We start from the raw sequence: 19,839 nt of genomic DNA, 5'->3' as shown, positions 1-19,839 counted from the left end.
CATGGACACCATCGTCAACGACACCGCGGCGCAGCGCCCGGCGCACACGCCCGCCACCGCCACGGTGCGCACCCCGGCCCTCGCCGAGACCACTGCCGCGCCCCGGCGTCCGGGCTTCTGGTCGAAGCTCGGCTCGGCATTCGCGATGTTCCGGAACCGGAAGTCGGTCGCCGGCCTGTCGATCCTCGGCTTCTTCGTGCTCGTCGCGATCTTCGCCGACGTGCTCGCCCCGTACTCGCCGACGAAGGTCGACAACACGGCGCGCTTCCAGCCGCCGTCGGCGGCGCACTGGCTGGGCACGACCCACATCGGCGAAGACGTGCTGAGCCAGGTCATCCACGGCACCCGCGGAGTCATCGTGGTGGGCTTCCTCGCCGCGATCATCGCCACGCTCCTCGCCATCGTGGTCGGGGTGATGTCGGGCTACCTGCGCGGGTGGCGCAGCGAGGGCCTGTCGGCGCTCACGAACGTGTTCCTCGTCATCCCCGGCATCCCGCTGATCATCATCGTGGCCTCGATGTTCGAGGATCCGCCGCTCATCCTCGTCGCCGGGGTCCTGGGCCTCATCGGCTGGGCCTGGGGCGCACGGGTGCTGCGCGCGCAGACCATGTCGCTGCGCAGCCGGGACTTCGTCCTCGCCGCCCGCGCCAACGGCGAGCCGCTGCGCCGCATCATCGGCATCGAGATGCTTCCGAACCTCATGGCGCTCATCGCCGCGAGCTTCGTGGGCACGGTCACGGCCGCCATCATCGGTCTCACGACCCTGTCGTACATCGGCATCATCCCGGTCACGACGTACAACTGGGGCACGATCCTCAACTGGGCGAGCGCGCAGGGCGCGTTCCGCCAGGGCCAGTGGTGGTGGTTCGTGCCTCCGGGACTGTGCATCGCCGCGATCGGCGTCGCCCTCTCGCTGATCAACTTCGGCATCGACGAGTACGTCAACCCCCGCCTGCGCTCCGCGGGCGAGCGAGCGCGCGCCCTCAAGAAGAAGGGCATGAACATCAACGACACCGTCACGGCCGTCCGCACCGCGCCCGAGACCTCCCGACAGGAGAATCAGTGACCTACGACGCCCCCTACCTCGACCCGGCGCTTCCGGTCGAGGAGCGGATCGCCGACCTGCTCGGTCGCATGACCCTCGAGGAGAAGGTCGGGCAGATGCTGCAGCTCGACGCCCGTGAGGACCTCGACGACCAGATCGTGCGGATGCACGCCGGATCGATCCTGCACGCGTCGCCGGCGCGCGTCCTGCGCGCGCGGGAGCTCACGCTCCAGACGCGCCTGCGCATCCCGCTCCTCGTCGGCGAGGACTGCATCCACGGGCACGCGTTCTGGGAGGGCGGCACCGTCTTCCCGACGCAGCTCGGCATGGCGGCGACCTGGGATCCCGAGCTGGTCGAGCAGGTCGCCCGCGCGAGCGCGGCCGAGGTGTCCGCCACCGGCATCCACTGGACCTTCTCCCCCGTCCTGTGCATCGCACGCGACCTGCGCTGGGGCCGCATCGACGAAACGTTCGGCGAGGACCCGTACCTGATCGGCGAGCTCGCCTCGGCGATGGTGCGCGGATACCAGGGCGGGGGGCTCCACGACCCGGACGCCATCCTCGCGACCGCCAAGCACTTCGCCGGCTACTCCGAGACGCAGGGAGGCCGTGACGCGAGCGAGGCCGACATCTCGCGGCGGAAGCTCCGGTCGTGGTTCCTCCCGCCGTTCGAGCGGGTCGCCCGCGAGGGATGCCGGACGTTCATGCTCGGCTACCAGACCACCGACGGCGTTCCGATCACCGTCAACGACTGGCTGCTCAACGACGTCCTGCGCGGCGAATGGGGGTACACGGGCACCCTCATCACCGACTGGGACAACGTCGGCCGCATGGTGTGGGAGCAGAAGGTGCAGCCCGACTACGCGCACGCCGCCGCCGCCGCGGTCAAGGCCGGCAACGACATGGTCATGACCACGCCGGGCTTCTTCCACGGCGCGCTTCTCGCGATCGAGCGGGGCCTCATGGCCGAGGGCGACCTGGACCGCGCGGTGTCGCGCATCCTGCGACTGAAGTTCGAGTTCGGGCTGTTCGAGAACCCGCGCCTCCCCGACACTGAGCGCATCGAGACGGTGATCGGCCGGACCGAGCACGTCGCGCTCAACCTCGAGACCGCGCGCCGCTCGCTCGTGCTGCTCCAGAACGACGGCACCCTCCCCCTCGGGGTCGACGGGACGCCCCGCCGCATCGCGGTGGTCGGCCCGCTCGCCGATGACGCGCAGACGCAGCTCGGCGACTGGGCCGGGTCGTCCGGCCAGGTCGACTGGCTCCCCGACGGCCAGCCGCGCGAGCTCATCACGACGGTGCTCGACGGCCTGCGCGCACACGCCCCGTCGAACTGGGAGGTGACGCACGCGCGCGGCGCCGAGATCCTGGCTCTTGAAGCGGACCCGGACGGAGCCTTCTTCCCGGACGGACAGCCCCGGCCCCAGATCGTCGTGCCCGTCACCCCGGACGCCGCGCTCATCGCGGAGGCCGTCTCGGCAGCAGAAGCCGCCGACTACGTCGTCGCGGTCGTGGGCGACCGGATCGAGCTCGTGGGCGAGGGCCGATCGACGGCGACCCTGGAGCTGCTCGGCGGCCAGCAGGCGCTGCTCGAGGCGCTCGCGGCGACCGGCACGCCCCTCATCGTGGTGCTGCTCGCCTCCAAGCCCCTCGTGCTCCCGCAGGCGGTGACGGATGCCGCGGCCCTGGTCTGGGCGGCAAGCCCGGGTATGGAGGGCGGTCGCGCGGTCGCCGAACTGCTGCTCGGGCTCATCGAGCCGTCCGGCCGGCTGCCGATCTCGTTCGCACGCCACGTCGGCCAGCAGCCGACCTACTACAACCAGGTGCGCGGGCAGCACGGGTCGCGGTACGCCGATCTCACGCAGAGCCCCGCCCACGTGTTCGGCGAGGGTCTGTCGTACACGCGCGTCGAGTACTCCGACCTGCGCATCGAGGATCCGGTGCTGGGCGACGGCGACACCGTGCGCGCGACCGTGACCGTCGCCAACGTGGGCTCGCGGCCCGCGCGCGAGGTGGTTCAGGCGTACATCCGGGACAGCGTGACGTCGGTCAGCTGGGCCGACAAGGAGCTCAAGGGCTTCACCGTCGTGGACATCGCGCCGGGTGCCACGGCGACGGTTCAGCTGGCGATCGCGGTCGCCGACTGCACGATCGTGGATGCCGAGGGCCGACGCGTCGTCGAGGCCGGGGAGTTCGAGCTGCTGGTCGGCCCGTCCTCACGCGACGATGCGCTGCTGAGCGCGCGCTTCACCGTGGACGCCGGACGTTCCGAGCGCACGGTCGAGCGGGTGGCGGAAGCCGCGCTCACCCCATGAACCGCGAGGGCGGCGGCGCGGCGAGTCACTGCTCCGCGTCGTCGTCCTCGTCGTCGGAGTCGTCCTCGTCGGAGTCGTCCTCGTCGGAGTCGTCCTCGTCCGAGTCGTCCTCATCGGAATCGTCGTCTTCGTCGTCCGAGTCGTCGGCGTCTTCGTCCAGCTCATCGATGTCGACGCCGTCGACGTCGCCCGCGTGCAGGATCGGCGAGCCGTCGTTGTCGAAGTCCGATGCGTCGAGGTCGTCGACGTCGTCGAGATCCTCGTCGTCCTCGTCGTCCTCGTCGCCTTCCGACGCGTCGCGCGTTGCGGCGAGCGCGACCTGGGCCGCCTGGTAGTCCGAGAGCCGCACGGCCCACGGCACCCAGTCGGGAGCGAGGAGCGCGCCGTCTCCGGGAAGGAGCTCGACCTCGAGCACCGTGGGCTCGGAGCCCCCGACGCGCGCCAGGCTGACGGTCCAGTACCAGCCCGGGTAGCCGGGAAGCTTGTTGTGGAAGCGCAGCGACACCACGCCACCGCGTTCGATGCGGTACTCCGCGGCGTCGCCGACCGTGGCGGCCGGGGTGATCTCCCGCAGCGCCGCCAGTGCCAGGTCGTGCGACTCGAGCAGCGCGGGGTCGGGGTCGACGAACGGCTCGAGCTCGACCTCGGGCTCCGCGGCCTCGGACTCGGCCACCTCGGGCTCCGCAGCCTCGCCGGCTGCGGCATCCGCGTCAGCCGTCTGCTCGGGCTCTACAGGCTCGGGCTCGACAGCGTCGGGCTCTCCAGCGTCGGGCTCTCCAGCCTCGGGCTCGACTGCGTCAGGCGCATCCGCGACGGAAGCGTCGTCCTGCTCAGGCATCGAGTTCATCGGCGACCTTGCGCAGCACCGCGGCGACCTTCTTCGCGTGCGCTCCGCTGGGGTACCGGCCGCGACGCAGGTCGCCGCCCACGGTGTCGAGCAGCTTCACGAGGTCCTCGAGGATGATCGCCATGTCGTCGGCCGGCTTGCGCGAGCGCTTGGCGAGGCTCACCGGCGCTTCGAGCACGCGCACAGAGAGCGCCTGCAGACCGCGCTTTCCGTCGGCGACGCCGAACTCGAGGCGTGTGCCGGCCTTGGGGGCATCTGTGCCCGCGGGCAGGGCAGAAGCGTGCAGGAAGACGTCCTGGCCGTCATCGGTGAGGATGAAGCCGAAGCCCTTCTCCTCGTCGTAGAACCTGACCTTGCCGGTGGGCATGGAGACCTCGCTGGGTACGGCGCCGGTGATGCGGCGGGCATGACGGAAACAGGGATCGACCGATCCCTTTCCCAGCCTACGGCAACCGGGCGACGCGCAGTCCGCGAGCGGCACCCCAGCCGGTAGGCTGAGGCGGATGAGCACGAACACACCTGGCGAGGACGTTCCGGTCCGACGGATCGATCGCATCCTGGCGTTCATGTCGCTGGGGCTGCTGGTGCTGTCCATCGTCAGCTTCTTCGCCATCATGATCGCCTCGGCGTCCGGCGCGGACATGGCGAGCGGGATCTGGCCGTTCGTGGGCGTCCTGGTCTACATCGCTCCGATCATCGCCTTCGGCATGATCCTCGCGGTCCTGATCATGAGCTTCGTGCGGAGGGCTCGGGCCAACCGAGCGGGCTGAGTGGTCTCCGACGAGCGCGCACTCGCGACCTGGCTGGCCGCGCGCGACGACGACGGCCTCGCTGCGACGCTCGCAGGCCGCGGCATCCCGGCGAGCGCCGCCTGGCACGACTTCTTCGATGCCGCCGAGGCGCTGCTGGATCCGGCATCCATCGACCGTGCCCTGGTGAAGCTCCCCCGGACGGCACTGGCCGAGCTGGCGCGGGATGCCGCGATCACCGACGACTCCGTCGTGCGGCTCGCGCTGGTGGACGCCTCGGGACGGCCGTACGCGGCCGTGCGCGAGCGCATCGCGCACCTGTCGTCGACCCGTCCGGCCGCGTTCGAGCCGGGACTGGCGCTGTCCGTGCCGGTGCCGGCCGCCGCAGCCCAGTCCGCGGCGGCGGCCGCCGAGCGCGCCTTCACCACGGCGGGCTCGCTCGCCGACGTGCTGTTCGCGTGCGCGCACGCGCCGTTCGCCCGCACCGGCTCGGGGACGGTGAGCGCTGCCGAGCGCAAGCGCCTGATCGACGCCGGCGCACTCGGCCCCGCGGACGACGTCGAGGACCTGCTGGCAGCAGCCGAGGCCGCGGGCCTGGCCGCACCGCAGGACCGGCAATGGGTCGTGACCCCCGCCGGCGAGCGCTGGCTCGAGGCGCCGACCGCCGAGCGGTGGGCGGTCGTCGCGGAGGGCTTCCGCACCTCGCTTCCCGCAGGGCTGCAGGTGGAGGGCGGCGGACTCGTCGATCCCGCGTCGTGGCCCGCCGCGTACCCGCTGGACCCGGAGTGGCCCGCCCGCGCGGCGCGGCTGCGTCGCATCGGCGAGACGTGGGGGCTGCTCGGCGAGGACGGCACGGAGTTCGCGTGGACCGCATCGCTGCGAGAAGGCGACCGCGCCGACACATCTGCGCTCGAGGCCTACCTGCCGGCCGAGATCGATCGCGTGTACCTGCAGGCCGACCTCACTGCGATCTCCCCCGGCCCGCTCGCACCGGCGCTGGACCTGCGGCTGCGTCGCATCGCCGTCCGCGAGGCCCGCGCGCAGGCCTCGACGTACCGCTTCACGCCGGCCTCGCTCGGCGCGGGCATGACCGAGGGCGAGACGGCCGAGTCGATCCGCTCCTTCCTCGCCGGGCTGTCGCTGACGGGGATGCCGCAGCCGCTCGAGTATCTGATCGACAGCACGGCCGCGCGCCACGGTCTGGTGCGCGTGCGCGCCGACCACGCATCCGGGCGCACCCGCGTCGAGAGCTCCGACCCCGGCCTGCGCGAGACGATCGCCGTCGACCAGGCACTCCGGCCGCTCGGCCTGCTCGCTGACGGCGACGGCCTGGTCTCGCGGGTGGCGCGCGACGCCGTGTACTGGACGCTCGCCGACGCCCGCTACCCGGTCATCGCCCTGGACGACACCGGCGCTCCCGAGTCGGTGCGGCGACGGAGCACCGAGGCCGCCGAGACCGAGGTCCCCTCACCCGCCGTCACGTATGCACGGCTGCTGGGCGCCCTGCGCGGCGGGCACGGCACCGAGGGTGAAGAGGGCTGGCTCGGGCGCGAGCTCGAGCAGGCCGTGCGGGCGCGCTCCGAGATCGTGGTCGTCGTGCGCATGCCCGACGGCAGCGAGCGCACCCTGACCCTCGAGGCGTCCGGCCTCGGCGGGGGCAGGCTCCGCGGCCGGGACCGGGCCGCCGACATCGAGCGCACGCTGCCGGTCTCCAGCATCGTCAGCGTTCGCCCGCTCTGATCGACCTTCGGGGCGCGCGCCGGACCGACGCGGGCCGCGGCCCCGGTAGACTGGCACGTTATGGCTGACGGCCCCCTGATCGTCCAGAGCGATCGCACAGTACTGCTCGAAGTCGCCCACCCCGACGCGGAGAGCGCGCGGCACGAGTTGGCGATCTTCGCCGAGCTGGAGCGCGCTCCCGAGCACATCCACACCTACCGCATCACGCGGCTCGGACTGTGGAACGCCCGCGCGGCCGGGCACGACGCCTCCGACATGCTGGCGACGCTCGAGCGGTGGTCGCGCTTCCCCGTTCCCCCGTCGGTGTCGATCGACATCAGCGAGACGGTGGGCCGCTACGGCCGGCTCGTGATCGAGCGCATCCCGGTCGCCGAGGACGGCTCGGGCGGCGAGCTGGTGCTGCGATCGACGGATGCCGCGGTCCTGGCCGAGGTGTCACGGAACAAGCGCATCCAGCCCCTGCTCATCGGGCGCCCCTCCCCCGACACATTCATGGTGGATGCCTGGGCCCGCGGCCACATCAAGCAGGAGCTCCTCAAGATCGGCTGGCCGGCCGAGGACCTCGCCGGGTACACGCCGGGAACGCCGCATCCGATCGATCTGGCGGAGAACGGCTGGAAGCTGCGCCCGTACCAGCGTCAGGCCGTCGACATCTTCAGCGAGGGCGGCTCGGGCGTCGTGGTGCTGCCTTGTGGCGCCGGCAAGACGCTCGTCGGGGCGGCGGCGATGGCCGACACCAAGACCACGACCCTCATCCTGGTGACGAACACGGTGAGCGCGCGGCAGTGGCGCGACGAGCTGCTCAAGCGCACCTCGCTCACCCCCGAGGAGATCGGCGAGTACTCCGGGCAGTCGAAGGAGATCAAGCCGGTCACCATCGCGACGTACCAGATCCTCACGGCCAAGCGGAAGGGCGAGTACGCCCACCTCGCGCTGCTCGACGCGCTGGACTGGGGCCTCATCGTGTACGACGAGGTGCACCTGCTGCCGGCCCCGGTGTTCAAGCTCACCGCCGATCTTCAGGCCCGCCGCCGTCTCGGCCTCACCGCGACACTCGTGCGGGAGGACGGCCGTGAGGGCGACGTCTTCAGCCTCATCGGCCCCAAGCGCTTCGACGCCCCGTGGAAGGAGATCGAGGCGCAGGGCTTCATCTCCCCCGCCGTCTGCTACGAGGTGCGCGTCGACCTTCCGGCGGGCGATCGCCTCGAGTACGCCGCGGCCGCCGACGACGAGCGCTACCGCCTCGCCGCCACCGCTCCGGCCAAGATCGGTGTCGTCCGCCGGCTCGTCGAGCGCCACAAGGCCGAGCGCATCCTCGTCATCGGCCAGTACCTCGACCAGATCGACGTGCTCGCCGAGGCGCTGAACGCCCCGAAGATCACCGGTGCGACTCCGGTCGACGAGCGCGAGGAGCTCTATCAGGCGTTCCGCGTCGGTGAGATCTCGCTGTTGGTGGTGTCGAAGGTCGCGAACTTCTCGATCGATCTGCCCGAGGCATCCGTCGCGATCCAGGTCTCGGGATCGTTCGGATCGCGCCAGGAGGAGGCGCAGCGCCTGGGACGCCTGCTGCGGCCCAAGGAGTCGGGCAACACCGCCAGCTTCTACACGCTCATCGCGCGCGACACCGTCGACCAGGACTTCGCGCAGAACCGTCAGCGGTTCCTGGCCGAGCAGGGCTACGCGTACACGATCCTCGACGCGGACGGCATCGCGGCCTGATCCAGGGACTCAGTCGAAAAGGAAGCCGGCGACGCGCCGCGCCACCTCGTCCGGGTTGTCGTCGACGAGGAAGTGCGCGCCGCCCGGGACGAACTCGACGGTCGTGTTCGGCGCATCCTCAGCGCTGACGTGAAGCGAGTCCTGCGGCAGCAGAGCATCCTCCGCTCCGAACAGGACGAGCGTCGGCGTGTGCAGCACCCGGCCGAAGTACTTCCCCCTGATGACGTTCACGAAACCGGGGAGGATCAGGCCGCGGTACAGCTTCGACGCCGCCTGTGCCCGCGCCGGCTCACGCAATGCGGCGACGTACGCGTCGACATCCGCGTCGTCCATCGGCCTCGTCTCGAAGCCGCGCAGCAGCCAGTGCGCGAGCCGCTGACGTCCGCGCGAGAGCAGCATCGGCCCGAGCCCGGGCGTCGCGATCACCCACTGGAACCAGAGGTGCGGCATCGCCTTGACCAGGCCGATGGCGAGGGTGCGATTCATGCGCAGGTACGGCGCCGGCACCGCGATCGCGACATAGCGGCGGATGCGATCCGGATGCCGCAGGCACAGGTCGAACCCGACGAGAGCGCTCCAGTCGTGGGCGACCAGATCGACCCGGACCAGCTGCAGCGCGTCCAGGAGGGCGACGATGTCGCGCGAGACGTTCGCCGAGTCGTAGCCCGATGGCGGCGCGTCCGTCTTTCCCGCACCTCGGAGGTCCGGCGCGATGAGGTGCGCCCGATCCGCGAGCGCCTCCATCAGGGGCGACCACTCGCGCGAGCTCTGCGGAAACCCGTGGAGCAGCAGAACAGGCGCCCCGGCGCCCGCCTCGGCCACGTTCATGCGCAGTCCGTTCGCGGTGACCGTTCGCGATCGGATGCCCGTTGTCTCGGTCATGGATCGACGGTACTACGTTCGTAGTAGTTTGTCACTACGAACGTAGTACCACTGTTAGGGTGACGGGATGACGACCACTCGCGAGCGTGCCCTCGAGGCAGCGGTGGATCTCGTCGGCACGCAGGGCATCCGGTCGCTCACCCATGCGCGCGTCGACCTGCAGGCGGGCCTCCCCCGCGGGTCGACCTCGAACCACTTCCGCACGCGCGCTGCGCTGCTGTCCGGCGTCGCGACGCACATCGCCGAGCAGGAGACGCGCGACATGGGCGCGCTGGCCTCGCAGTCCTTCGACGATCTCGACGGATTCATCGACCTCTTCACCGATGTCATCGAGCTGCTGACCGGCCCGTACGCCGTGCGCACCCGTGCGCGCTACACGCTGTTCCTCGAGGCAGCGTCGGATCCGGACCTGTTCGCGCCGATGCACGCCCAGCGCGAAGGCATGGCCGCATGGTCCCTGAGCCTGCTGACTGGACTCGGGGCGCGGCATCCGGAAGTCGCCAACCGCGCCTTCATGGCGTTCGGCGACGGCATCATCCTGCACCGGCTGAGCGTGGATCCCGATGCCCCCGTGCGGCCCAGCGTGGCCGTCGCGGTGCGCGGCTGCCTGGAATGACATGCGACCGTTCCGGCGGATATCCAGACAGGTCATCGCAACCATCGCCATAATGAGGGCATGACAGCACCTCGCATCCTCGTCGTGGACGACGAGCCGAACATCCGCGACCTGCTCATCACGAGCCTCCGCTTCGCGGGGTTCCAGGTGAAGGCGGTGTCCAACGGCGCCCAGACGATCTCGGCGGTCCTCGAAGAGGAACCCGATCTGATCATCCTCGACGTGATGCTTCCCGACATGAACGGGTTCAGCGTCACCAAGCGTCTGCGCGGCGCCGGCTACACGGCGCCGATCCTCTTCCTCACCGCCAAGGACGAGACGGAAGACAAGATCACCGGCCTCAACGCCGGCGGCGACGACTACGTGACGAAGCCGTTCAGTCTCGACGAGATCGTCGCCCGCATCCAGGCGATCCTTCGCCGCACGATGCAGGCCGACGAAGAGTCCATGATCCGCGCCGGCGAGCTGACCATGGACCAGGACACCCACGACGTCCTCGTCGGCGAAGCCAGCATCGATCTCAGCCCGACCGAGTTCAAGCTGCTGCGCTACCTGATGCTCAACCCCAACCGCGTGCTGTCGAAGGCGCAGATCCTCGACCACGTGTGGGAGTACGACTTCAACGGCGACGCCGGGATCGTCGAGAGCTACATCTCGTACCTGCGACGCAAGATCGACCCGCACTCGTCGGAGCCGCTCATCCAGACCAAGCGCGGCTTCGGCTACATGCTGAAGGCGGGCAAGCCCGCGTAAGTCTGCGGGCACGAATCGAGGAGCCGCCCTGGCGCACAAGACGGACGCGATCACCCGGTCGTGGCGCGGCACCAGCCTGCGCGCGAAGGTCACCGGGGTCACCGTCGCGCTCCTCGCGATCGGCCTGTTCGCCGCCGGCATCGGCACCGCCGTCTTCCTGCGCACCACGCTGATCACCAACGTCGACTCGCAGATCGACGCCCTCGCGAGGACCGACGTCGGAGTCCAGGTCGTCAATTTCACGGTCCGTGACGGGAAACTGGCGGCAGAGGCCGCCGACGACGCGCCGCCGACGGAGTTCTTCGTCGCCGTCTACGGACCCGATGGCTCGCTGCTCGCCGTCACCGGCGGTCGCGGAGGCGGAGCGGAGCCGGACGTACCCGAGACGTATCCTCTCGAGCTCGCGCAGACCAACGAGCTGCAGCCCGAGACCTTGTCGTCCGCCGACGGATCCGAGGACTTCCGCGCGACGGTCGCGGTCCAGGAGGTCGAGAGCGGGGGCTTCTTCTACACGCAGCTCATCGCGATGCCGCTCTCGTCGGTGAACCGCACGATCGCGAACTACCTCGCGATCTACAGCGTGATCGCCGTCCTCATCCTCATCGCCGGCGCGATCGCGACGCGCTGGCTGGTGACGCTGACGTTCCGGAGTCTCGGTCAGGTGGAGTCCACCGCCGACGCGATCGCCGCGGGTGACTTCAGCCAGCGCATGACCGACATCGAGCCGACGACGACCGAGRTGGGACGCCTCAAGACCGCCATCAACGCGATGCTCGACCGCGTCGACGCCGCGCTGTCGCAGCGCGACGCGACCGTGCGACAGATGCGACGATTCATCGGCGATGCCAGCCACGAGCTGCGCACTCCCCTCGTCACGGTGCGCGGCTACGCCGAGCTCTACCGGATGGGAGCCATCCGCGGCGACGAGGACGTCAGCCAGTCCATGGATCGCATCGAGAAGGAGGCCATCCGGATGGGCGTCCTCGTCGAGGACCTGCTCGCCCTGGCCCGCTTGGATGAGCGACGGGACGTGGTGCTCACGCCCGTCGACCTCCGGCCGATCGCCCGGGATGCCGCGCTCGACGTGCGCGCGGCGTCCCCGATGCGCCCGGTCACCGTGATCGACACGACAGCCGCTCCGGAGGTGCCGCCGGTCAGCGAGCCCCGGCCCGAAGGTCCCGCGGACGCACCTCGTCCGCCCACCGCGCTCACCCGTGCCGGGGCGACGCTGTCGCTCTTGCGGCGGCGGCCCAAGCCCGTCCCCGCGGTCAACGCCACGGGAGCCCGCGAACTCCCGCCGATGACGCCGACACCCGAAGCCGCACCGGAGATCGCCGGGGCGCAGCATCCGATCGTCCTGGGCGATGAGAACCGCGTCCGCCAGGTCGTGACGAACCTGCTCGGCAACGCGCGGCGCTTCACCTCGGACGATTCCCCCATCGAGCTGCGCGTCGGAATCGACCCGGTCGCGAAAATGGGCTGGATCGAGGTCGCGGACCACGGCGAGGGCGTGCCTGATCAGATCAAGGACAAGATCTTCCAGCGCTTCTGGCGTGCCGACACCTCGCGGACCCGCGAGACCGGCGGATCGGGGCTCGGGCTCTCGATCGTCGCCTCGATCGTGGAGGCGCTGCACGGAACGGTCGGCGTGGCCGACACCCCGGGCGGCGGCGCCACGTTCCGCGTCTCGCTGCCGCTGGCCGAACCCGGCCGGCGCCCCGAGCAGCTCAAGGTGCGGACCGAGCCCATCGCGGAGCCTTCGCGCTCAGCGGACTGACCCCCCACCTCCTCCCCAGCCCGGGCGGCCGGCCGGCCGTCCACGTTCCCGGGGCGCATAGGCCGACGGGAGACACTGCGCTCCTAGCGTGGAGGCCGTACGGGGGCGGCACACGGTCGTCCCGACGAAGGGAGCATCATGGCCGTCTTCTCCGTCGACAGCGACGCCGTCCTCGCCACCACCGCGGCGGTGCGGGGCACGATCGAGCGGCTCCAGGCCGAGTCCAGCTCGATGATGTCGCAGCTCGTCCAGCTGCAGGGCACCTGGACGGGATCGGCCGCCGTCGCCTTCCAGAGCGTGACCGATCAGTGGCGGGCCACGCAGCGACAGGTCGAGGAGTCGCTCGCCGGCATCAACACCGCGCTGGCGGCAGCGGGCCGGCAGTACGCGGAGACCGAGATGGCGACGGCGAACCTGTTCCGCTGACCCCGCCGGAAACGACGAAGGGCCCCTCCGTGCGGAGGGGCCCTTCGTGCGGATCGGACTTAGAAGTCCATGCCACCCGAGGGGTCGCCGGCCGGAGCCGGAACGCGCTCGGGCTTCTCGGCGACGACGGCCTCGGTGGTGAGGAACAGCCCGGCGATCGACGCGGCGTTCTGCAGCGCGGAGCGGGTGACCTTCACCGGGTCGTTGATGCCGGCGGCCAGCATGTCGACGTACTCGCCCGTGGCGGCGTTGAGGCCCTGGCCCGCGGGGAGCTCGGCGACCTTGTTCGCGACCACACCGGGCTCGAGGCCCGCGTTGAGGGCGATCTGCTTCAGCGGAGCCTCGATGGCGACGCGCACGATGTTCGCGCCGGTCGCCTCGTCACCGGTCAGCTCGAGGGTCGCGAAGACCTTCTTGCCGGCCTGGATGAGCGCGACGCCACCACCGGCGACGATGCCCTCTTCGACGGCGGCCTTCGCGTTGCGAACGGCGTCCTCGATGCGGTGCTTGCGCTCCTTGAGCTCGACCTCGGTGGCCGCGCCCGCCTTGATGACGGCGACGCCGCCCGCGAGCTTGGCGAGGCGCTCCTGGAGCTTCTCGCGGTCGTAGTCGCTGTCGGTGTTCTCGATCTCGCGACGGATCTGGGTCACGCGACCCTCGAGCTGCGCGGCGTCGCCGGCACCCTCGATGATCGTGGTCTCATCCTTGGTGATGATGACCTTGCGTGCACGGCCGAGCAGGTCGAGGGTGGCGTTCTCGAGCTTGAGTCCGACCTCCTCGGTGATGACCTGGCCGCCGGTGAGGATCGCGATGTCCTGCAGCTGCGCCTTGCGACGGTCGCCGAAGCCGGGGGCCTTGACGGCGACCGACTTGAAGATGCCGCGGATCTTGTTGAGCACGAGCGTGGCCAGAGCCTCGCCCTCGACGTCCTCAGCGATGATCAGGAGCTCCTTGCCGTCCTGGATCACCTTGTCGACGATGGGCAGAAGGTCCTTGATGTTCGAGATCTTCTGGTTCGCGATGAGGATGTACGGGTCCTCGAAGACCGCCTCCTGGCGCTCCGGGTCCGTGACGAAGTAGGGGTTGATGTAACCCTTGTCGAAGCGCATGCCCTCGGTGAGCTCGAGCTCGGTGCCGAAGGTCTGCGACTCCTCGACGGTGACGACGCCTTCCTTGCCGACCTTGTCGATCGCCTCGGCGATCAGCGCGCCGATCTCGGCGTCGCCGGCGGAGATGGACGCGGTGGCGGCGATCTCCTCCTTGGTCTCGACCTCCTTGGCGTCGGCGAGCAGCTGGGTCGTGATGGCCGCGACGGCCTTCTCGATGCCCTTCTTGAGCGAGATGGGGTCGGCGCCGGCCGCGACGTTGCGCAGGCCTTCGCGGACGAGCGCCTGAGCCAGGACCGTAGCGGTCGTGGTGCCGTCACCGGCGACGTCGTCGGTCTTCTTGGCGACCTCCTTGACGAGCTCCGCGCCGATCTTCTCGTACGGGTCGTCGAGTTCGATCTCCTTGGCGATGGAGACGCCGTCGTTCGTGATCGTGGGGGCGCCCCACTTCTTCTCGAGCACGACGTTGCGACCGCGGGGGCCAAGCGTCACCTTGACGGCGTCGGCCAGGATGTTCAGGCCGCGCTCGAGGCCACGACGGGCCTCCTCATCGAAAGCGATGATCTTTGCCATGTGTTTTCGTCCTCCCAGGACGGGGCGTATGGATTAGCACTCAACGAACCGGAGTGCTAATTCATTCTGGCACTCACCCCTAGGGAGTGCAAGCCGCCGAGGCGAGGCACGCAATACGCAGAAACGGGATGCCGCGGCATCCCGTCTCTCATTCCCGCTCGTGCAGCCTCAGACGGGCCGCACCGATTCGGCCTGCGGGCCCTTCTGGCCGGTGCCGACGGTGAACTCGACCGCCTGCCCCTCTTCGAGCACGCGGAAGCCCGTCATGTCGATGTTCGAGTAGTGGACGAAGACGTCCTGTCCTTCGGCGGTGATGAAGCCGAAGCCCTTCTCGGCGTTGAACCACTTGACGGTGCCCTGAGTCATCGAAATCTCCTGTTGCTGGTGCGACAGGCTCATCGTAGGCAGGGCCTCGGGGCCTCAGAGGCCGGTTCGGCGACTTGTTGACACGGCGGAATACAACTGTTTACCGGCCTGAAACACTCGTCTCGCGCGGAGGTCGAAAGAGCCCCCGCGAGGGTTCAGGGAGTGGGCGACGGGGTCGCGCCTGCCGCCGTGCGGTCGAGGCCGATCACGATCGTCAGCTGCTTCACCGCGGGATCGACGGGCTGGTAGACGTTGCTCTGCTCGATCTGAGCACCGCCGATCACCTGGGCGAGGCCGGCAGCAGCCGCCTCGTCCTCCGGGTTGAGGTAGAAGACCGTCGTCTCGGGGAAATCCTGCGAGCCCGCTCCGCCGGCCAGCACCGACTCGGGTGTCCAGCCCGCCGCGACGACCTGATCCTTGAGCTGCGTCGCGAGGCCCTGCTCGGGAGTCGCGTTGAGGATCTGGACCGCATAGGTCTGGTCGATCACCGGCGTCACCTCAGGCGTCGGCTCGGCTGTCGGCACCGGCGTCGGGAAGAGCTCGATGCGACCGGAGACCATCAGGGTGCCGAAGATGCCGACGGCGATGAGCACGACCGTCGCGAGCGCCGCCCACAGCAGCACGACCCAGCCGCGCATGCGCGGGTTCTCGGCCCGGTGCGCGCCTACTCGGTCCACGTCCGGGAGGTCGTCGAAGCGATCCCGGGGAAAGGTCGTTTTCGGCACCCGACGATGCTACCGGCCGCCGGCTGCGAGGTTGCGCCGACCGGCCGTCACCGCGTCTCGACGGCGGCGCGGCTCACGCGGGCGGCTGTGCGGGCGTCGCGGAGCCGGCGCAGCCGCTTGACCAGCATGGGGTCATGCGCCTGCGCCTCGGCGGTGTCGATCAGCCGGCCGAGCAGCTGGTAGTAGCGCGCCGGCGACAGCCCGAGCTCGGACCGGATGGCCTCCTCCTTCGCACCGGCGTGACGGCGCCACTCCGCCTCGAAGGCGAGGATGGCGAGATCGCGGTCGTCCAGGGGCACGATCCCACGCTAACCCGCTGTCCCGGCGGGGCCGGCGCGCCACTCCACGGACGCGCCGAGCGGGTCCACAGCGGCGAGGGGAACGCCGTCCTTCCCGAGCACGAAGCCGCCCCAGGCGTCCGCGTCGACGGGCGTTCGCCACCCCTGATGCAGGCCGGGCGGGTCGATCGTGATCCACACCGCGGCGAGAGCCTGAAGCGTCGCCAGCAGCCGCTCGCGCGCCGCCCTCGGGATGTGCGGCAGGACGCCGGGTGTCGTGACGACGAGCGTCACCCCGGCAGGGGCGAGGCCGGCGGCGGCGCGCAGCACGTCCGGGTCCGACGCGTCGCCGGCGATGAGCAGCGGCGGGTCGGCCGCCACGACGTCCAGCGCCGCCTCGACGCGCGCCGCCCTGCCCTCCTCCCCCGGCCACACCAGAGTCGTCAGGAATCTGCGGTCGTCGGCGTCCGCGGCATCCAGCGGAGCGAGGTCGAGGCCGGCACGCCAGCGCACGTCGGGCAGCCGCAGCGGCGGTTCACCGGAGACGGCGCACTCCAGGATCACGCGGGACGGACCATCGGCCGGATCGAGGTCGGGACCGCCGGCGAACCGGTACGAGTACCGGTCGGGGTACAGGCACAGCCCGGCGCTCGCGCCGAGCTCGAGCAGCGCGATCGGCCCGTCCACCGTGCTGAGCGCGGGCAGCAGGGCGGCGCAGCGCTGCGGCTCGTTGGTCTGGAGGCTGCGCCGGGATGCCTCGGCGACGACGTCGTCGGCGTGGCTGACGAGCCACCGCGACCACTCCGGGAACGGCGCCTCGGGGGCACCGAGCAGCCGTGTCACGGCGAAGACGAGCGGCGGCTGCCGGCGCTCTGCCGGAATGCGCGCCAGGATCTGCGCGACCTCGCGGTCGAGGGCGACCCCGGCCGCCCACTCCGCGTACAGCGCGGACCGGCCGGGCGCCTCGTCGCGGGCGAACCGGCCGTAGCGCTCGACGACGGCGGCAGCGGCATCCGGAATCACTCCGCCATTCTCCCGGTCAACGTCCAGCCTCGTGGGAACGCCACCGGGCCGACTGGGGTTGAATGGGATACACGACAGCTGGAGGAGCCATGACCTACGCCGTTGACAAGAGCGATGCCCAGTGGCGCGACGAGCTCACCCCCGAGCAGTACGCAGTGCTGCGCGAGGCGGGCACGGAGCGCGCCTGGACGGGCGAGCTGCTCGACGAGAGCCGCGCCGGCCTGTACACCTGCGCGGCCTGCCACGCCGAGCTGTTCAAGAGCGGCACGAAGTTCGACTCGCACTGCGGATGGCCGAGCTTCTACGAGTCCATCAGGCCCGAGGCCGTGGAGCTCATCGAGGACCGCACGTTCGGGATGGAGCGCACCGAGGTGCGCTGCGCGAACTGCGGCTCGCACCTGGGCCACGTCTTCCCGGACGGCTTCGGCACGCCCACGGGTGACCGCTACTGCATGAACTCGCTCTCGCTGAACTTCACGCCCGAAGAGCAGGCGTGACCACGCCGGCGGGCCCCGCCCTCGAGGCGGTGCGCGCGCGCCGTTCGTGGTCGAAGGTCACCGACGAGGCGCCCACGCACGCCGAGCTGCTGACCTTCGTCTCGGCCGCCGGTCGCGTCGCCGATCACTCGTCGATGCGGCCGTGGCGGCTCATCGAGCTGCGCGGCGACGATCGCGTGCGACTGGGCCAGGCCATCGCGAAGGCCGAGGACGACAAGAGCCCGTCGACCAAGCCGCTGCGCGCGCCGCTGCTCATCGCCGTCGTCGCCAGCTACCGCAAGAGCGACAAAGTGCCGCGGTGGGAGCAGGAAGCCGTCGCCTCCGGCGTCGCGCACGTCCTCAGCCTGCTCCTCGACGAGGCCGGCTGGGGCGTCATCTGGCGCACCGGCAGCTACACGCGGTCCAAGGCCGTCGCCAAGGCCCACGGTCTCGAGAAGAACGAGGAGCTCCTGGGCTGGCTGTACGTCGGAGGCAAGCCGCCGCGCTCCCGCCTGGGCCGGCGCAAGGGCGTCGAGGCACGCAAGCACGTCTCACGGATGCCGCGCCAGGCGCCGCAGGAGAAGACACCGAAGTCGGATTCGAAGTCGAAGTCGAAATCCAAGAAGTCCAAGAGTTCGAAGTCCGGCGCGAAGCCGCAGGGCGACTGAGCAGTCTCAGCGGGCGCGCCGCGGCCAGGTCGCGATGAGGACCGACACGAGGGCGACGGCGACCATCGCCAGCTGCTGGAACAGCGCAGGACCGGCCGGAGCCGGCCAGACGAGGTCGAGCAGGACCGACGTGATGAGCTGGCCCACGACCGCGCCCAGGCCCAGCAGCAGGACGCCGGTGTACGAGACGAGCACTGCCGACAGGAAGATGTAGACGACGCCGATCGCGCCGCCCGCGTACAGCCACGGCTCCGCCGGGAACGCCGCCGGAGCCCCGGTGACGGCGACGTGGATGACGGCGGCCACGACCAGCAGCAACGTCCCGCCGACGAAGTTGACCAGGGTGGCCGTCAGCGCCGTCCCGACGCGCTGGCGGAGCCGGCCGTTCGTGGCCTGCTGCCAGGCGATGCCGATTCCGGCGGCCAGCGGCAGCACCAGCATCCAGATCGGCACATCGGCCAGCCCGTCGCCCACCAGTGCGATCCCGACCGCGGCCAGCGCGAGCGCTCCGCCGATCAGGCGCGGCACGGTGACCGCGACCGGTCCGGCCGGACTGTAGCCGATGCGGTCCAGTGCCAGCCCGCTGACCGTCTGGCCCGCCACGACGCCGACGGTGAAGAGCGAGACGCCGATCAGTCCGACCGCGAGACCCTGCGTGGCGACGGTGAGCGCGCCGGCGGCGCCGCCCGCCAGCATCCAGACGGGGATGGCTCGGGAGCGCACGCCGTCCCGCAGCGCGGCGAAGCCGAGTCTGCCCTCGCGCAGCGCGACGCTCAGCACGATGAGCAGGACGAGCCCCGAGCCGAACGAGATGGCGGCCGCGACGAGACCGTCCTCGAGACGCACGCCGAGCTGGCCGTTGATCCGCGCCTGCACGGCGGTCAGCACTCCGACGGTCACGGCGCCCCCGACGGCGAGCCAGACGGGAGGGGTGCGAGGAGTCACCGCTTCATCCTGCCCTGAGGGCGGGCCTCTCGTCGCCGCCGAGCGCGGTTACCCTGGAGCGTGCCCGTCTCCGCTCGAGCCCGACGCCTGCTGTCGTGGCTCCCCGCCGCTCTGCTGGTGCTGATCATCGGCGGCGTGGTCTTCGCCTCCTTCGCCATCCAGGAGTCGTGGTGGACCGAGGAGAATCCCGCGGCATCGACCGACCAGAAGGCCTCGGACGGGTCCACCATGCTCACCGACGCCGGGTTCGACTACGCCAACGTCGAGGGCGTCGCGCGCGTCCGGCTCGGAGAGGGCGGACTGACCGCGAGCGAGCTCGGCCTCCCCGAGGACGGCGAGAAGTCGGCGGAGTTCCGGCGCCCGGTGCGGGTGGTCATCGCCGGCGGTGAGGACGTCTACGTCGTCGACGACATCGCCGCGCTGACCGCCGTGTCGGCGGACGGGCAGCTGGACTCCGTCACGCTCTTCCCCGACGGCGCGTCGCTCTGGCCGGCGGCCGTGGCGCAGATGCGCAGTCACGCCGCCTCGTTCGGGTGGGACGCGTCGGAGCTCGAGGGCCTGGACGACCGGCTCGCCGAGTTCAACCGCACGGGCGAAGGCGACACCTTCACGGTCGTCGTCGGACCGTCGGACGGCGGCGCCCAGGTCACCGGGACGCTCACCTACTACCGCTCCGGCGCGACGACGATGGATCTGACCTTCGAACCCGCGGAGTGAGTGGAGCCGACTGCGGGACTTGAACCCGCAACCCCCTAATTACAAGTTAGGTGCGCTACCAATTGCGCCAAGCCGGCAGGCTGACAAGTC

21 protein-coding genes and 1 tRNA gene are annotated in these 19,839 nt (G+C 70.7%); 12 read left to right on the top strand and 10 right to left on the bottom strand.

The genetic code is table 11. The annotated features are described in order from the left end of the window. Position 1 precedes the first annotated feature (1 nt). Together ASD56_RS13055 and ASD56_RS13050 are read left to right on the top strand one after the other, a co-directional pair. Positions 2-1,066 (top strand): ABC transporter permease, encoded by a 1,065-nt coding sequence (locus tag ASD56_RS13055; protein ID WP_082541468.1) that lies wholly within the window; start codon positions 2-4, stop codon positions 1,064-1,066. Continuing rightward, positions 1,063-3,363: a glycoside hydrolase family 3 N-terminal domain-containing protein gene (locus ASD56_RS13050; RefSeq protein ID WP_055966441.1), complete on the top strand. Its 2,301-nt coding sequence runs from the start codon at positions 1,063-1,065 to the stop codon at positions 3,361-3,363. The genes ASD56_RS13055 and ASD56_RS13050 overlap by 4 nt, the downstream gene beginning before the upstream one ends. 25 nt (positions 3,364-3,388) lie before the next feature. On the opposite strand, the gene ASD56_RS13045 is transcribed toward ASD56_RS13050, so the two are convergent. Together ASD56_RS13045 and ASD56_RS13040 are read right to left on the bottom strand one after the other, a co-directional pair. Continuing rightward, positions 3,389-4,201 carry a DUF3027 domain-containing protein gene (locus ASD56_RS13045; protein ID WP_327043684.1) on the bottom strand — a complete coding sequence of 271 codons (813 nt, stop codon included), beginning with the start codon at positions 4,199-4,201 and terminating at the stop codon, positions 3,389-3,391. Further along, the gene (locus ASD56_RS13040; protein ID WP_055966437.1) at positions 4,194-4,577 is read right to left on the bottom strand and encodes a cold-shock protein; all 384 of its coding nucleotides are present in this window, start codon (positions 4,575-4,577) and stop codon (positions 4,194-4,196) included. Before ASD56_RS13040 ends, ASD56_RS13045 begins: the two co-directional genes overlap by 8 nt. A gap of 136 nt (positions 4,578-4,713) precedes the next feature. On the opposite strand from ASD56_RS13040, the gene ASD56_RS13035 reads away from it, so the two are divergent. From ASD56_RS13035 to ASD56_RS13025, 3 genes are read left to right on the top strand one after another with little or no spacing between them, the layout of a single operon-like run. Then, positions 4,714-4,980 (top strand): hypothetical protein, encoded by a 267-nt coding sequence (locus tag ASD56_RS13035; RefSeq protein WP_055966435.1) that lies wholly within the window; start codon positions 4,714-4,716, stop codon positions 4,978-4,980. Then, positions 4,981-6,699 carry a helicase-associated domain-containing protein gene (locus ASD56_RS13030; protein ID WP_055966433.1) on the top strand — a complete coding sequence of 573 codons (1,719 nt, stop codon included), beginning with the start codon at positions 4,981-4,983 and terminating at the stop codon, positions 6,697-6,699. Positions 6,700-6,759: 60 nt separating this feature from the next. Continuing rightward, the gene (locus tag ASD56_RS13025; RefSeq protein ID WP_055966430.1) at positions 6,760-8,418 is read left to right on the top strand and encodes a DNA repair helicase XPB; all 1,659 of its coding nucleotides are present in this window, start codon (positions 6,760-6,762) and stop codon (positions 8,416-8,418) included. Positions 8,419-8,427: 9 nt separating this feature from the next. On the opposite strand, the gene ASD56_RS13020 is transcribed toward ASD56_RS13025, so the two are convergent. Continuing rightward, positions 8,428-9,300: an alpha/beta fold hydrolase gene (locus tag ASD56_RS13020; RefSeq protein WP_055966428.1), complete on the bottom strand. Its 873-nt coding sequence runs from the start codon at positions 9,298-9,300 to the stop codon at positions 8,428-8,430. Between the two features lie 67 nt (positions 9,301-9,367). On the opposite strand from ASD56_RS13020, the gene ASD56_RS13015 reads away from it, so the two are divergent. The 4 genes from ASD56_RS13015 to ASD56_RS13000 all read left to right on the top strand — a co-directional run bounded on the left by ASD56_RS13015 (position 9,368) and on the right by ASD56_RS13000 (position 12,872). Beyond that, positions 9,368-9,916 carry a TetR/AcrR family transcriptional regulator gene (locus tag ASD56_RS13015; RefSeq protein WP_055966425.1) on the top strand — a complete coding sequence of 183 codons (549 nt, stop codon included), beginning with the start codon at positions 9,368-9,370 and terminating at the stop codon, positions 9,914-9,916. 60 nt (positions 9,917-9,976) lie between these two features. Further along, positions 9,977-10,669, top strand: coding sequence for a response regulator transcription factor (locus ASD56_RS13010; protein WP_055966422.1), 693 nt, complete (start codon positions 9,977-9,979; stop codon positions 10,667-10,669). Between the two features lie 118 nt (positions 10,670-10,787). Continuing rightward, positions 10,788-12,446 (top strand): ATP-binding protein, encoded by a 1,659-nt coding sequence (locus tag ASD56_RS13005; protein ID WP_442922408.1) that lies wholly within the window; start codon positions 10,788-10,790, stop codon positions 12,444-12,446. A 138-nt stretch (positions 12,447-12,584) separates the two neighbouring features. After that, the gene (locus ASD56_RS13000; RefSeq protein WP_055966417.1) at positions 12,585-12,872 is read left to right on the top strand and encodes a WXG100 family type VII secretion target; all 288 of its coding nucleotides are present in this window, start codon (positions 12,585-12,587) and stop codon (positions 12,870-12,872) included. A 59-nt stretch (positions 12,873-12,931) separates the two neighbouring features. On the opposite strand, the gene groL is transcribed toward ASD56_RS13000, so the two are convergent. The 5 genes from groL to ASD56_RS12975 form a co-directional block, all read right to left on the bottom strand. Next, positions 12,932-14,551 carry a chaperonin GroEL gene (groL, locus tag ASD56_RS12995; RefSeq protein ID WP_055966415.1) on the bottom strand — a complete coding sequence of 540 codons (1,620 nt, stop codon included), beginning with the start codon at positions 14,549-14,551 and terminating at the stop codon, positions 12,932-12,934. A gap of 168 nt (positions 14,552-14,719) precedes the next feature. Next, a complete protein-coding gene (locus ASD56_RS12990; protein ID WP_055966412.1) occupies positions 14,720-14,917 on the bottom strand; it encodes a cold-shock protein in 198 nt (65 codons plus the stop codon). A gap of 155 nt (positions 14,918-15,072) precedes the next feature. Beyond that, complete coding sequence (locus ASD56_RS12985) at positions 15,073-15,642, bottom strand: LytR C-terminal domain-containing protein (protein ID WP_055966409.1); 570 nt, start codon at positions 15,640-15,642, stop codon at positions 15,073-15,075. Positions 15,643-15,689: 47 nt separating this feature from the next. Next, on the bottom strand, positions 15,690-15,941 hold the full coding sequence (locus ASD56_RS12980) for a DUF3263 domain-containing protein (RefSeq protein ID WP_055966406.1): 252 nt from the start codon (positions 15,939-15,941) through the stop codon (positions 15,690-15,692). A 9-nt stretch (positions 15,942-15,950) separates the two neighbouring features. Then, the gene (locus ASD56_RS12975) at positions 15,951-16,943 is read right to left on the bottom strand and encodes a DUF2332 domain-containing protein (RefSeq protein ID WP_235565704.1); all 993 of its coding nucleotides are present in this window, start codon (positions 16,941-16,943) and stop codon (positions 15,951-15,953) included. Positions 16,944-17,032: 89 nt separating this feature from the next. Here ASD56_RS12975 and msrB point away from each other — a divergent pair, with 89 nt between their 5' ends. Together msrB and ASD56_RS12965 are read left to right on the top strand one after the other, a co-directional pair. Beyond that, on the top strand, positions 17,033-17,440 hold the full coding sequence (msrB, locus tag ASD56_RS12970) for a peptide-methionine (R)-S-oxide reductase MsrB (protein WP_055966404.1): 408 nt from the start codon (positions 17,033-17,035) through the stop codon (positions 17,438-17,440). Between the two features lie 29 nt (positions 17,441-17,469). Continuing rightward, a complete protein-coding gene (locus tag ASD56_RS12965) occupies positions 17,470-18,087 on the top strand; it encodes a nitroreductase family protein (RefSeq protein ID WP_200947529.1) in 618 nt (205 codons plus the stop codon). A gap of 6 nt (positions 18,088-18,093) precedes the next feature. On the opposite strand, the gene ASD56_RS12960 is transcribed toward ASD56_RS12965, so the two are convergent. Further along, positions 18,094-19,032, bottom strand: coding sequence for a DMT family transporter (locus ASD56_RS12960; RefSeq protein WP_055966398.1), 939 nt, complete (start codon positions 19,030-19,032; stop codon positions 18,094-18,096). Positions 19,033-19,092: 60 nt separating this feature from the next. On the opposite strand from ASD56_RS12960, the gene ASD56_RS12955 reads away from it, so the two are divergent. Further along, positions 19,093-19,749: a hypothetical protein gene (locus tag ASD56_RS12955; RefSeq protein WP_055966396.1), complete on the top strand. Its 657-nt coding sequence runs from the start codon at positions 19,093-19,095 to the stop codon at positions 19,747-19,749. 1 nt (position 19,750) lies between these two features. On the opposite strand, the gene ASD56_RS12950 is transcribed toward ASD56_RS12955, so the two are convergent. Continuing rightward, positions 19,751-19,826, bottom strand: a tRNA-Thr gene (locus ASD56_RS12950). Positions 19,827-19,839: the final 13 nt, after the last annotated feature.

The organism is Microbacterium sp. Root166 (assembly GCF_001427145.1).
Classification (GTDB): Bacteria; Actinomycetota; Actinomycetes; order Actinomycetales; family Microbacteriaceae; genus Microbacterium.
Note: the sequence above shows the minus strand (reverse complement) of the source record. Positions and strands in the feature narration are given on the sequence as shown.